Raw genomic sequence first — 14,116 nt, 5'->3', positions numbered from 1 at the left:
TTCAGCTGTGAAAAACTCTAACAGCCTTCGCTGTACTTTTTTACTGAGTTTACAATGGGTTATCTTCATAAAAGTAGTCTAGTATAGTGCTTATCTACTACAGCCCCTTTAACTATTATCTACAACTATGACATGAAGAAAAATTTATTAAAGCAGGTTGCTTGTGATATAACAACTAATATTGAGAGGATGGTGAGTTTATAACGCTATATAAGTTGTTAAATTTGTTGTTCAAAATAAAAGCTCTTAATGATTACCCCTTATACGCCTTGAGCTATAAGGGTTTTTTATTACCGAATTACAATGAACTGAACCTGTCAACAGCCCTTCTTTACTAACTTAAACCTTCTATTTTGATATTTAGACTTATCAAGACAGTAGAACCCTCTACCCTTCCAACACATTTATTCTGCCCAGTTTTAGCCCCTTAAGGAAACAATGGCTTTTATTCACAAGTATTAATAAACCATCGTGGTGCATAGCAGCCTATAGGTCTATTTTGGTGCAAAAAAAAGAAGGCTTTTTACTCAATAAAGAACTATAGTGGTGCACTTTTCTATATTTAAGGCTGGCATAGATATTGAAGTAATAAAAATAGTAAAACAGTCAAAGCCATTGATTGACTCACCTTGTTGCTATTTTATTATTGTTGGAGAAGTTTATGTCTTTATTGCCGACCCTTGCTACCGCTACCACACTGAACAGCGCCCCTCGTACCGACTTACGATTGACCTCACGCTTATCTATAGTGGCGCTTGCCGTTGTAGGTAGTTTGAGCCTTGCTGGCTGTCAAAAGCCAGCCGAGACGAGCTCGGAGACGACAGCTAGCGATACCACCACTCAAAGCGCAGCGGCGGCTAATGGTGATACTATTAAAGTCGGTATTTTGCACTCTTTATCAGGGACGATGGCCATCTCTGAAACTTCGCTAAAGGACACCGCGCTAATGACGATTGAGGAGATTAATGCCAACGGCGGGGTACTCGGCAAGCAGTTAGAGCCTGTCGTCGTTGACCCTGCCTCTGACTGGCCGTTATTTGCTGAAAAAGCGCGCCAGCTCCTCACGCAAGATGAAGTAGATGTCATCTTTGGGGGTTGGACCTCAGTGTCGCGTAAGTCGGTATTGCCCGTTGTTGAAGAGCTCAACGGCTTGATGTTTTATCCGGTGCAGTACGAAGGTCAAGAGCAGTCCGAAAACATCTTTTATACTGGTGCTGCGCCCAATCAGCAAGCTATTCCTGCCGTTGAATACTTGATGAGTCCTGAAGGTGGTAGCGCTGAGCGCTTTGTATTATTAGGCACAGATTATGTCTATCCTCGTACCACCAACCAGATACTACGCGCTTTTTTACAGTCTAAAGGCGTTGCCGATAGCGACATTATGGAAGAGTACACGCCATTTGGCTTTAGCAATTATCAAACCATTGTCTCTAATATCAAAAACTTCGCTACGGGCAAAAAGACGGCAGTGATATCAACCATCAACGGCGACTCCAACGTGCCTTTTTATCGCGAGCTTGGTAATCAAGGTATTGACGCCGCTGATATTCCAGTCATGGCATTCTCAGTTGGTGAAGAGGAGCTACGCGGTATCGATACTAGTGCGCTGCAAGGGCACTTAGCGGCATGGAACTACTTTATGTCGGTCAAAAACCCAACCAATAACAACTTTACCAAAAAGTACAAGCAGTATGCGCTCGATAACAACTTACCCAATGCCGAGAATGTCGTCACTAACGACCCTATGGAGGCCACCTACGTCGGTATCAATATGTGGAAGCAGGCGGTGGAGGACGCGGGTAGCACAGATGTGGACAAAGTCCGTATCAGTATGGGCGGTCAGACTTTTTCTGCCCCTTCAGGCTATACGCTAAAGATGGATGCAGAGAACCATCACTTGTGGAAACCGGTCATGATCGGTCAGATTCGCCCCGATGGTCAATTTGATGTGGTCTATAAGACACCCGAGGTTATCCAAGCTTCACCGTGGAGCCAATACATTCCTAAGTAAGGATTATCCTAAGCTTTACTTTCTTATTGGTATCAATATCAGCAAACCTTGATAGTCCCGCCAAGCTATAGGCTAGCTTGGCAGGGTTGGAGGAGTGTTGATTATAAAAAAGGATTCCACTATGTCGCCTTATCCCTCTTTTATATATGACGCGCAGGCTAGCGGCTTTAACAAGGCCTTTAGTGCTGTTAGTCTTAGTCTATCATTTGTGCTTCTTTGCTTAGCATTTATGCTCGCTTTAACCCCGCTTCCCGCTTCGGCTGACGACACCGCAGTAGATAGTCATTCTCCTGCCAATACAGTAGCGACCACCTCTAATCTTGCCAGCGATGATAAGAGTTTGCTTACGCAAAATGCGCAGTCTTTGACTACGCCTGCCACGCTTACCAGTCCAGTTACCAGTCCAATTAACAGTCAGGGCGATGCCATTGAGCAGTTTGTGGCTGCAGACTTTAGTCAGCGCCAAGCGATGCTGGGTCAGTGGCCAGGCTCCGCTGAGAGTCTCGATACGTTAGTTGAGCTGATTGATAATGATGAGCTGTATCAAGGCAACGGTGGGCAAACGTATTTGCTAAACGCTGATGACGAGCTGTTTACCTATCCTGATAGAGATCTGACGGACGAATGGCCAAGCGATCTGGCGCAAGTAACATTGACTAATGCCCTGCGCTCCGCACTGGTGTTTGGGCAAGCAAAAGTGAAGCTGGATTCAGACGATCCGGCGCAGCGCTTGCAAGCGGTGAGTATCCTTGCTGATAACATCGAACAAATAGATCCTGCAATCGTCAGCGCAGCAGCCGTGCGCGAAGATGACGCGGAGGTGAGCGCCGCGCTTAGTACCTTGCAGGCGAGGCTAGATTTTCGCGATGGCGACGTGGCTACCCAAATCGCCGCGCTTGACGTGCTCGCTGACAGCGATAGCCCGCAGGTGTTAATCGATGTCAAACAGGCGTTGGCAAACGACAATCTTGATCCTAATCTTAAGGCGGCGTTGCTGGCGGCTGAAGCAAGTATTGAGCAGCGCATCTCGATCAGCACATGGTCGGGGCATCTGTTCACCGGTCTTAGTACCGCCAGTATCTTACTACTAGCAGCGCTAGGGCTTGCAATTACCTTTGGGCTGCTTGGCGTCATCAATATGGCACATGGCGAGCTGATTATGATTGGCGCGTACGCCACTTATGTGGTGCAAAACCTATTTCAAGCCTATCTGCCTGAGATGGCAAGCTGGTACTTACTCGCCGCGATACCCAGTGCGTTTTTGGTTAGCGCTGTGATCGGTATGGTCATCGAGCGTATCGTGATCCGTCCGCTCTATGGGCGTGAGCTTGAGACCCTACTGGCGACGTTTGGTATCAGTTTAATTTTGATGCAGCTGATACGCATGGTGTTTGGCGCGCAAAACGTTGAGGTCAGCAATGTCTCATGGCTTAGCGGCGCGTATCAAGTGTCCGCAAGCCTTGCCCTTCCCTATAACCGCATTGCTATCATCGGCTTTACGGTCATTATTCTGCTGCTACTGGTATATTTACTTAACAAGACGCGCTTTGGGCTATTTGTACGCGCGGTAACGCAAAATCGGCAGATGGCACGCGCGGTTGGTATCTCCTCTGCGCGCATCGATATGCTGGCCTTTGGGCTTGGCTCGGGGCTGGCAGGATTGGCAGGCTGCGCACTCGCGCAAGTCGGCAACGTCGGACCCAGCTTAGGTCAGACGTATATCATCGACGCGTTCTTAGTTGTCGTCGTCGGCGGTGTCGGTCAAGTATGGGGCGCAGTGCTCGCCTCTTTAGGTTTAGGCGTCAGTGGTACGGTGCTTGAGATTGGTATTGGCGCGGTGCTTGCCAAAATTGTATTACTGGTTCTTGTGATTCTGTTTATTCAGAAGCGGCCACAAGGTTTATTTGCACTAAAAGGCCGTTTTGTTGATTAAGGAGAAGGCTATGAGAATCATCACATTATTATCTGATACCCCGCGCAGCGCTGTATTTATCGGCTTATGCTTTTTGCTATTACTTATCGTACCGTGGCTGCATCTGCTGCCTATCACCTCTCCTTTTCACCTCTCCGCTTACTGGATTACCCTTATTGGTAAGATTATGGCGCTAGCGATGGTGGCGCTGGCCCTAGATTTAGTCTGGGGGTACGCGGGTATTTTGAGCTTAGGGCATGGGCTGTACTTTGCGCTTGGCGGTTATGCCTTTGGTATGTACCTCACGCGCGAGACCGCAGGCGACGGTATCCCTGATTTTATGCGCTTTTTGAGCTGGACTGAGCTGCCGTGGTATTGGGCAGGGACGCAGCACTTTTGGTGGGCGAGCGCTTTGGTGCTATTGGTGCCAGGTATCGTTGCCTTTATCTTTGGCTTCTTTGCTTTTCGCTCAAAAATAAAAGGCGTGTACTTCTCGATTATTACCCAAGCTATGACGTACGCGGCGGCCTTACTGTTCTTTCGTAATGAGACAGGCTTTGGTGGCAACAATGGTTTTACCGGTTTTACCACTCTTTTGGGCTACGACATTACTGCCGCCTCCACGCGTGCTACCTTGTGCTTTGTGACCGCACTGGCACTACTGCTATCTTATGCTGGCCTGCGTTATTTGATGGGTCAGCCTTACGGGCGCGTGCTTGGCGCTATTCGCGATAGTGAAAACCGCTTGCAGTACTTAGGGTATCGCACGCTTTGGTACAAGCTATCGGCATGGGTGCTATCAGCGGTTATCGCTGGTATCGCAGGGGCGCTGTACGTCCCGCAAGTGGGCATCATTAATCCTGGCGAGATGAACCCGATTAACTCCATTGAGATGGCCGTGTGGGTCGCTGCTGGTGGCCGCGGTAATCTTATCGGTGCTATCTTAGGCGCAGGCGTAGTCAACGCGCTCAAGACTTACTTTACCGTCGCCTATCCTGAGGTCTGGCTATTAATACTTGGCAGTCTGTTCGTCGTTGTCACCCTATTTTTACCAAACGGCATTATTGGTCTGCTTGGACGCTTTAAAAAGGAAAAATCTGATGCTCAATAATCATTTATCAACATCGCTTGTCTCTAAGCTGTCTAGCAATTTACCTGATAAAGCGCCTAAGAGGTCGCTAGCTATGACAGCTAAGGCGCTTGATGAATACGACTACGATGACGACCACAACGACGGTTTGAGTCACCCTAAGCCTCGCGGCGCAGACTTTAGCCACGGTATTGCGCTCTATTTAGAGGAAGTGAGCGTCTGGTTTGACTCATTTCGGGCGCTGAACAACTTGTCCTTGTACATCGAAGAAGGAGAGCTGCGCTGTATTATCGGTCCTAATGGCGCGGGCAAAACAACCTTGATGGATGTGATAACCGGTAAAACCCGTCCTACCGAAGGTAGCGTGTTCTTTGGGCAAACCTATAATCTGGCTACTATGTCAACAGAACAAATCGCAGAATCGGGTATCGGGCGCAAGTTTCAAAAACCGACGGTGTTTGAGAACTTTAGCGTGCTCGATAATTTACTGCTTGCCGCGCCCAAGGACAAACGCGTAATGGGCAGTTTGCGCCGTAGGCTTGATGCCGATACTCGAAACACACTTGAGGCGACCCTTGAGCAGATTCGCTTGACAGACAAAACCCGCCTGCCCGCAGGCCTCCTCTCGCATGGGCAAAAGCAGTGGTTGGAGATTGGTATGCTGCTGATGCAAAGTCCTAAGCTTATCTTGCTCGATGAGCCAGTCGCTGGTATGACGGACGCTGAAACCGAGCACACCGCTGAGCTATGTCTGCGCCTCAAACAAAATCATACCTTAATTGTCGTCGAGCACGATATGAGCTTTATTGATGCCATTAGTGAAAAGGTCACGGTACTTGCCCAAGGGGCTATTTTAGCCGAAGGTACTTTAGCTGAGGTGCAAGAAAATGAGGCGGTCATTGAGTCCTATCTTGGACGCTAACGGCTTGACTTTTACTGCTTAAAACCATTTAAACATAGGAGCCTCTATGCTAGACGTTAAGGCAATCAATCAGTACTACGGCGGCAGTCATATTTTGCGTGACGTGTCATTTACTGCGCCGGTTGGCGAGTGCAGTGTAATACTCGGGCGTAACGGCGTTGGCAAAACCACTTTGCTTAAATGTCTGATGGGCATACTCCCAATCAAGTCAGGACAGGTTGTCCTCGATGGTACAGACATCAGTAAGCTCACTCCTGAGCAGCGCGTGCGCGCCGGACTCGCTTACGTGCCCCAAGGGCGCGATATATTCTCAACACTGACGGTAGAGGAAAATATTTTGATCGGTATGGCCAAGTTCTCCCGCAGCAAAGCGGGGCGCGTTCCCAAACACTTATACGACATCTTTCCGGTACTCGATGAGATGAAGCACCGGCGCGGCGGCGATCTGTCAGGAGGTCAGCAGCAGCAGTTGGCAATCGCACGCGCACTGGCCTCAGAGCCGCGCGTGCTGGTACTCGATGAGCCTACCGAAGGCATCCAGCCCTCAATTATCAAGGATATCGGACGGGTCATTAAGGATTTAGGCCATCAAGGGGATATGGCGATTGTACTGGTTGAGCAGTTCTATGAATTTGCAGAGGAGCTGGCGGATAACTACACCGTGCTCTCACGCGGACAAGTGGTCGCTCAGGGCGCAGGAGAGGATATGGCAAACAACCGCATTCAAGAATTGGTAGCCATCTAAAAGCATACTTTTTCAAGAATGCTTTTAAAAGAGCTTTTTTAATAGCATACGTCTCAAAAGGAACATTTTATTTTGACTTGGCAATCTACGCTACATCTTTATTTTGACCATACAGCTGACGCGGCAAAAACTCGGCTGTATCACCGTGCCCATACTGGGGCACTGGTGGTACAACGCGCACTGTATCCTGAGCCTGATCACCAAGCAGGGATTTGTCATATCTATGTGTTATATCCTCCCGCTGGTATCGCGGATGATGACCGCTTAACACTGGAGTACAAGCTAGAGGCCAATAGTCACGCGGTGATTACTACCCCAGGCGCGGGCAAATGGTACGGGCAACGACAGGCGCAGCGCCAAGCGCATTATGGCGAAGCACAAAAATGTAGCAAACCAAGTCAGCCTATAGACAGCAGTAGCAGCACTTTGCTTGATAAGCGCTTATTAAGCGCTACGGTTGAGGCCGTACAACATATCAGCGCCTACCTCGATGACCACGCTATCCTTGAGTGGCTGCCCCAAGAGAGCATTTATTACGATCACTCTGTCTCTAACGCTACTAACCGCTTTTATTTAACCCAAACCGCCAGTTTGCTCATTTGGGATATCGCCGTGTTTGGTCGTCAAGCGTACCGAGAGACTTTTGCTCATGGTCACTATGCCAATCGTTTAGAGATATGGCGAGATAACGTGTTATTGGTCAAAGAGCATACCGCGCAGCAGGCCGATACCCGCTGGTTTACCTCAGCACTCGGGCTAAATAATCAGCATGTGCATGGCTCGTTTTGGGCCATACCCAGCATTGATACCATTGAAGCAGAGCTACAAAACAACCCATTAAAGCTGGGACAGTATTTAGATGAGACGATCAACGAGATACGCAGTCTTATCGATAAACAGTCCCTACCCATTTATTGTACGCACAACTATCAAGGGATCAATTGTCGCTACCTAGGGTCTGATGTACGAGCTTGTTTTGAAGCCTTTTACCAAGCCCGCGAGCTTATCAGGCGCAAATGGTATGCGCTTGAGCCGCATCGACCAAGAATTTGGGACACTTAGTTTTTAACTCTGGCCTATTCTAAAGCGATAGCTTTTGACAATAGACTCTATTGATCAACAGCGATGTGACTAGGGCGTGTCCCTATTTTAAAAATGGTGATAAAAATGAGATAAATTAAAGGCAAACAAGGAAAATAGCGCAGGTAATATCAAGATATTGACCAGCTATTTGACACCGTTTGCCAAAGATTTAGCCATTTTTAGCCCGTTTAGTCCTAAACGCTTGAATTAGGGACACGCCCTAATGTGATAAGTAAATAAACAAATAACATGACCACTCATTATTGAGGCTATTAAGGATAATCCGATGCAACTAACCCCTACCGAAAAAGACAAACTCATGCTATTTACCGCCGGTATGGTCGCTGAACGTCGTAAAGAGCGCGGCGTCAAGCTCAACTATCCAGAAGCCATCGCCTATATCAGTATGCTGCTTATGGAAGGCGCCCGTGATGGCAAGACCGTAGCGCAGCTAATGAGTGAAGGCGCGACTTATCTCTCAACTGATGATGTCATGGACGGTATTGCTGAGATGATTCACGATGTACAAGTCGAAGCCACCTTCCCTGATGGCACCAAACTTGTGACCGTACACAACCCTATTGTCTAGTAAGACCTATAGAACAATGAAGGATGACAAAAATGAGCAAAAATAAAAAGATAAAAGCAGGCGAATATAGAATCAAAGCAGGAGATATGGCCCTAAATGCGGGTCGCTGCGTGCAAAGCGTAGAGGTCGTCAATACAGGTGACCGTCCCATTCAGATCGGCTCGCATTATCATTTCTTTGAGGTCAACGAGGCATTAAGCTTTGATCGAGAACCCACGCTTGGCTACCGTCTCAACATCGTACCCGGAACTGCGGTACGCTTTGAGCCGGGGCAAGCGCGTGAAGTAGAGCTGGTTGCCATCGCAGGTCGTCAGCACATCTATGGTTTTACAGGTAAAGTGATGGGAGCGGCCGATATCAAGAGCACGCCACACACCTCGCAAAAACGAGTGGATAGACGCATCCATGCCGAGCACTTTGGCCCGACCACAGGCGACAAAGTGCGCTTGGCCGATACCGACTTATGGCTTGAAGTGGAGTATGATTTGACCAGCCACATCGACCAGCGTCCTAATACGTGTAGCGTCAGTATCGGTGAGGAGGTGAAGTTTGGCGGCGGCAAGGTCATCCGTGATGGCATGGGCCAATCACAGCTGCTTGGTAGTCAAGTAGCCGACACCATTATCAGCAATGCTTTGATTGTTGACTATACCGGTATTTATAAGGCCGACGTGGCTATCAAAGAGGGTCGCATTAGCGGTATTGGCAAAGCCGGCAACCCTGATATTCAGCCCAATGTGACTCTGCCGATTGGCGCAGCGACTGAGATTATCGCTGGAGAAGGCAAAATCCTAACTGCTGGTGGTATTGACAGCCACATTCACTTTATTGCTCCCCAGCAATGCGAAACGGCCTTGATGTCTGGAGTCACCACCATGCTTGGCGGCGGTACTGGGCCTGCCGAGGGCACTCTAGCCACCACTTGTACGCCAGGCGCTTATCATATTCAAAGTATGCTAAAAGCCAGCGATGCTATTCCTATGAACATTGGGCTGCTTGGTAAAGGTAACGTTAGCTTACCAGAGCCTATTATCGAACAAGTTGCAGCGGGGGCTATCGGTCTAAAACTGCATGAAGACTGGGGCTCAACACCGCAGGCTATTGATAACTGCTTGAGTGTGGCTGATGAGTACGATGTGCAAGTCGCTATCCATACCGATACGTTAAATGAAAGTGGCTATTTGCATAGCACGTTAGCTGCTTTTAAAGAGCGCTGCATCCATACCTTTCATACCGAAGGCGCAGGCGGTGGTCATGCGCCAGATATCCTAAAGGCCATTGGTGAGCCTAATGTCTTGCCGTCGTCAACCAATCCAACGCGTCCTTTTACGGTCAATACCATCGATGAACACCTCGACATGCTTATGGTCTGTCACCACTTAAGCCCAGCCATCGCCGAGGATGTGGCTTTTGCTGAGAGTCGTATCCGCCGCGAGACTATTGCTGCTGAGGACATTTTGCAAGATATGGGCGCCATCTCCATGATGAGCAGCGACTCGCAAGCGATGGGGCGCGTAGGAGAGGTCATTATTCGCACGTGGCAGACCGCTGATAAAATGAAAACGCAGCGTGGTCACTTAGCACCTGACCAAACGGCCAAAACGGAGCAGTCCTCAGAACATATCACCTTAAGTCATACCGACTTTGATAGCGGTAATGATAACTTTCGTATCAAACGCTACCTCTCTAAATACACCATCAATCCCGCTATTACCCACGGTATCAGCGATGAGGTCGGCTCTATTGAAGTTGGCAAATGGGCGGATCTGATTTTATGGTCACCCGCGTTTTTTGGGGTAAAACCGGACAACATTATCAAAGGCGGGTTGATAGCTGCCGCGCCTATGGGCGACCCTAACGCCTCCATTGCTACCCCGCAGCCTGTCCACTATCGCCCTATGTTTGGCAGCTTCCCTAAAACGGTAGCGCAAACTTGTATCACCTTTATGTCGCGTACTGCCTTAGAGAAAGGTGTTGATAAGCAGTTGGGACTAAATAAAGTCATTAAAGCAGTACACAACATTCGTCAAATGCGAAAACAAGATATGAAATTTAACAGCTACTGCCCGATTATGGAAGTCAATCCAGAGACTTATGAGGTGCATGCTGATGGGGAGCTGTTGACCTGTGAGCCTGCTGACTATTTACCAATGGCTCAGCGTTACTTTTTATTCTAAAGGGCTTTTATAGTAATGCTAACTCAGCTCACTAGACATCAACCCCCTATTCCCCTATTTGAACGGACGATAAAGCAATTTATGAAAATATATACACAGCGTCTCGACCCAGCAGCGCTTAGCGCCAAGCAGCAAGCCGTTATTGATGATCAAAAACAGGCACAGCACTTTTTATATCTCGATTTCGATACCCGTCAGCGTAGCCGCTTTAAAGCGCAAACGCAGCAGCAACAAGCCGTCGGTATTGACCTACCGCGCACAGAAACCATCAAAAATGGCAGTGTGCTGGCTAATAATCAAGGCGAATTGATACAGGTGATGGCCGCTAAGCAAGCGTTAATCAAAGTCACCGCTGATAATAGCTTCGATCTTATGAGGGGCGCTTATCATCTAGGTAACCGTCACGTGCCTTTAATGATTACCCCTGACGCCCTGTACTTTGAGCCTGACCACGTGTTAGAGGCGATGCTGGGTCAGCTTGGCCTACATACTCAAGCGGTACAAGCAGCGTTTGAACCAGAAACGGGAGCCTATAAAGGTGAGCACGGGGGACACGCTCACGGTCATGCGCATAGCCATACTTATAGCCATGGACACAGTCACGCTCATCACAGCCATGCTTATGCATATGCTCATACTCACAGCGCTCACAGCGCTCACAGCGCTCAAAGCGGTAACGGACATTCGCATAGCGATGGCAACGCTTATGACTAATCATGATACGCCCTTAGCGCAATCGAGCGCAAACGCGGTAGACGCAATAGACGCGATAACTGCGGTAAACTCTATAGATATAGACGTCACCGGACGTTTGCTTATGCTGGCGTCAAGTAACCTGCCGATCGGTAGTTACACCTATTCACAAGGTATAGAACCAGCTATTGAGTCCGGGCTTATTTGTGACGAGGCCAGTAGCTTGGAGTTTATGAGCGACTATCTAGCACTGGCATTATGTCGTTACGAGCTACCGCTATTGGCGCTTATGATGGCAGCGCTTATGAGTGATGATAACGCCCTTGCTGATGCTTTAGGTGCCGATTACCACGCCAGCCGCGAAAGCAAAGAATTTGTCTATGAGTCGAGCCAACTGGCACTGTCTTTATCGGCTTGGCTTGGTGATGTGCTTGAGCTTGACGTGCCTGATCGTCTGCTTGCTCATGGGTTTTTACCCTTATTTGCGCATATCAGCTCGTATTGGCAACTTGAGCCTGCGCAAGCTATGACTACCTATGCTTTTGGGCAAATTGAGAACATGGTGCTGGCGGCGGTCAAGACTGTACCACTTGGACAAATGGCAGGCCAGCGTATCATCTGGCAGTTGCAGCAGTTATTAAGTGAGCGCATACCGCCCTTAGCGGCTAGCGTTCAGCAAAGCTTTTTGCAGGTGCAAAAACTATCGTTAGCGGCTAACAGCCTAGAGGAGACTAGCATCTTAAAGCTAAACCTGCTTTATCAAGAGCTGCATATGTCAGCTAACTTGCCGAATTTAGCGATACTATCGTGTCAGCATGAAAGACAATATAGCCGCTTGTTTCGCTCTTGAGTGCTAACCCACACTATTTCACTTAACCGCTGTTTTTGCTCAACCGCTATTTTCACTTAGTCACTATTTATTTATACCAAACTTTTAATTACTCACGACTTTATTGAGGATATTTATTTATGGCACTTACACCCAAAGCCGACCATACCCATTCAGAGACTGGCCTATCTCCTCTACGTTTAGGTATTGGCGGTCCCGTTGGCTCAGGAAAAACCGCACTCACGCTAAGATTGTGTCAACGCTTGCGTGATGACGTCAATATGGCAGTGGTGACCAACGACATTTATACCAAAGAAGACTCTGAATTCTTAACGCGTCACGAGGCCATGCCAGCCGAGCGTATTCGCGGTGTCGAAACGGGCGGCTGTCCGCATACTGCTATCCGTGAGGATGCCTCCATCAATTTATCTGCCATCGCTGAACTACAACACCAATTTGCAGGGCTTGAGCTTATTATTATCGAATCTGGCGGCGATAATTTGGCGGCGACCTTTAGCCCTGAATTATCTGATTTAACCCTATATGTCATCGACGTCTCAGCAGGCGATAAAATCCCTCGTAAAGGCGGACCTGGCATTATGAAATCTGACTTACTTATTATCAATAAAACCGACCTTGCCCCCTTAGTAGGCGCCTCACTTGAGGTGATGGCGCGCGATGCCAAAAAGATGCGCGGCGATAAGCCCGTGGTCTTTAGTAACATGAAAACCGGCGAAGGTCTCGATGATATCGTTACCTTTATCCTAGATAAAGGCATGATTAGCGCGGCATAAGGTGCTGCGTATAAATAGATGTTCTACAACCCCCTGACTATAGTCAATCAATATTAAAAGTGGTACAAGGCAGACGAGTGCAAGTACTATAGTAGTAGGCAAAACGAGTCTAACGCTGTAACACTTTAATAGTGGTTCGACTATATATCGACTTATTAAACCATTAAGGACACATCATGAGCACACAAGCTTCAAAAACCATGACTAAAAATAAGACAGCTAAAAATCTAATCGATAAGGCGGCAATGACTCGCACTCTAGCACTGTCATCTTTGTTAACGGGACTGCCAACACTAGTATTTGCTCACCCTGGGCATGGGGTGATGACAGCTGATGGCGCCTTTGGCAACTCAGTACTGTCAGGTATCATGCACCCTTTGACGGGGCTGGATCATCTTGTACTAGCGCTCGGTATGGGCATGCTCTTGACGCAAATGCACAGCTTTAAAAAAGGCTTTGTCTCGTTAAGCTTAGGTTTAGTGGCAGGTTTTGCCCTAAGCTTAAATATGAGCTTGAACAGTACGTTTATTGAGTCCGGCATTGTACTGTCTATCGTCTTACTCACCATGGCACTGATGAGCCGCTACTTTAACCGTGGATTCAATCAAAGCAATGAAGCGTCGGTAAAAACGTGGCATAACTTAGCCATCGCAGGCTTTGGTGCACTCGCTATGCTCCATGGGGCAGCGCACGCTATCGAAGTGCCCGCTAACAGTAGTACAACTGGCTTTTTCATCGGTATGATTATTGCCATGCTTGGTCTGTATACTGTGGGTAGAGGCGTTGCCACTTACCTAAATACTCACTTGCAAGACAGCCTGATGATCCAGCGTGTACTGGCGGTGGTTGGTCTATGCGGCGTGTTGTTTATTTAGTTTTATAAGACATTAGCAGTTTTATTAAACACTTTGCTAAGTATAGACGATTGTCTTTGCCAACTATCAATCAAAATAGAAAAGCGTTTAACTCTATACTTCTCGGAATACACGCAGGTAATGCTAGCTAAAAACTTTTTAGGTTTCCAGTATAGTTGACTCACTATAAAACCGATACAATGCTGCTGGGATACTTGCTTTTAAAATATGGGTTGCGCAGCCTCTGGCTGCGACGACACAGCACGCAAGTAAAATTTATACCAGTAGCACTGGTAATATTAGGGCGTGTTGATTTTATTTCAAATTGACTATAGAAGCCTGTGACCATGCCTGTTAAGCAGCTTTTGAACGCGCTTATGAAAGGTCGCATTATCCATAACGATCACACATTTTTTC

Annotated in this window: 12 protein-coding genes; all 12 read left to right on the top strand. The window is 47.9% G+C overall.

The annotated features are described in order from the left end of the window. Positions 1–727: 727 nt before the first annotated feature. The 12 genes from urtA to I3248_RS11320 all read left to right on the top strand — a co-directional run bounded on the left by urtA (position 728) and on the right by I3248_RS11320 (position 13,720). The gene (urtA, locus tag I3248_RS11375; RefSeq protein WP_238063852.1) at positions 728–2,011 is read left to right on the top strand and encodes an urea ABC transporter substrate-binding protein; all 1,284 of its coding nucleotides are present in this window, start codon (positions 728–730) and stop codon (positions 2,009–2,011) included. A 121-nt stretch (positions 2,012–2,132) separates the two neighbouring features. Further along, positions 2,133–3,944 (top strand): urea ABC transporter permease subunit UrtB, encoded by a 1,812-nt coding sequence (urtB, locus tag I3248_RS11370; RefSeq protein WP_238063850.1) that lies wholly within the window; start codon positions 2,133–2,135, stop codon positions 3,942–3,944. 10 nt (positions 3,945–3,954) lie between these two features. After that, a complete protein-coding gene (gene urtC / locus I3248_RS11365) occupies positions 3,955–5,034 on the top strand; it encodes an urea ABC transporter permease subunit UrtC (RefSeq protein ID WP_025643641.1) in 1,080 nt (359 codons plus the stop codon). A 73-nt stretch (positions 5,035–5,107) separates the two neighbouring features. Next, the gene (gene urtD / locus I3248_RS11360; RefSeq protein WP_192994172.1) at positions 5,108–5,935 is read left to right on the top strand and encodes an urea ABC transporter ATP-binding protein UrtD; all 828 of its coding nucleotides are present in this window, start codon (positions 5,108–5,110) and stop codon (positions 5,933–5,935) included. 46 nt (positions 5,936–5,981) lie between these two features. Next, positions 5,982–6,680, top strand: coding sequence for an urea ABC transporter ATP-binding subunit UrtE (urtE, locus tag I3248_RS11355; RefSeq protein WP_238063849.1), 699 nt, complete (start codon positions 5,982–5,984; stop codon positions 6,678–6,680). Positions 6,681–6,752: 72 nt separating this feature from the next. Continuing rightward, positions 6,753–7,742 carry an urease accessory protein UreD gene (locus I3248_RS11350; RefSeq protein WP_238063848.1) on the top strand — a complete coding sequence of 330 codons (990 nt, stop codon included), beginning with the start codon at positions 6,753–6,755 and terminating at the stop codon, positions 7,740–7,742. A gap of 307 nt (positions 7,743–8,049) precedes the next feature. Beyond that, positions 8,050–8,352: an urease subunit gamma gene (gene ureA / locus I3248_RS11345; protein WP_025643648.1), complete on the top strand. Its 303-nt coding sequence runs from the start codon at positions 8,050–8,052 to the stop codon at positions 8,350–8,352. A gap of 32 nt (positions 8,353–8,384) precedes the next feature. Beyond that, positions 8,385–10,529, top strand: coding sequence for an urease subunit alpha (gene ureC / locus I3248_RS11340; RefSeq protein WP_238063847.1), 2,145 nt, complete (start codon positions 8,385–8,387; stop codon positions 10,527–10,529). Positions 10,530–10,610: 81 nt separating this feature from the next. Next, on the top strand, positions 10,611–11,243 hold the full coding sequence (ureE, locus tag I3248_RS11335) for an urease accessory protein UreE (protein ID WP_238063846.1): 633 nt from the start codon (positions 10,611–10,613) through the stop codon (positions 11,241–11,243). Next, positions 11,236–12,072, top strand: a complete 837-nt coding sequence (locus tag I3248_RS11330) for an urease accessory UreF family protein (protein WP_238063844.1) — start codon at positions 11,236–11,238, stop codon at positions 12,070–12,072. The genes ureE and I3248_RS11330 overlap by 8 nt, the downstream gene beginning before the upstream one ends. Positions 12,073–12,191: 119 nt before the next feature. Further along, entirely contained in the window at positions 12,192–12,845 is a 654-nt protein-coding gene (gene ureG, locus I3248_RS11325; protein WP_199508217.1) for an urease accessory protein UreG, read from the top strand. A 176-nt stretch (positions 12,846–13,021) separates the two neighbouring features. Beyond that, on the top strand, positions 13,022–13,720 hold the full coding sequence (locus I3248_RS11320) for a HupE/UreJ family protein (RefSeq protein WP_238063843.1): 699 nt from the start codon (positions 13,022–13,024) through the stop codon (positions 13,718–13,720). The last annotated feature ends 396 nt before the right edge of the window (positions 13,721–14,116 follow it).

The sequence above is a fragment of the Psychrobacter sp. Ps3 genome (assembly GCF_022129275.1).
Lineage (GTDB): Bacteria > Pseudomonadota > Gammaproteobacteria > Pseudomonadales > Moraxellaceae > Psychrobacter > Psychrobacter submarinus.
Note: the sequence above shows the minus strand (reverse complement) of the source record. Positions and strands in the feature narration are given on the sequence as shown.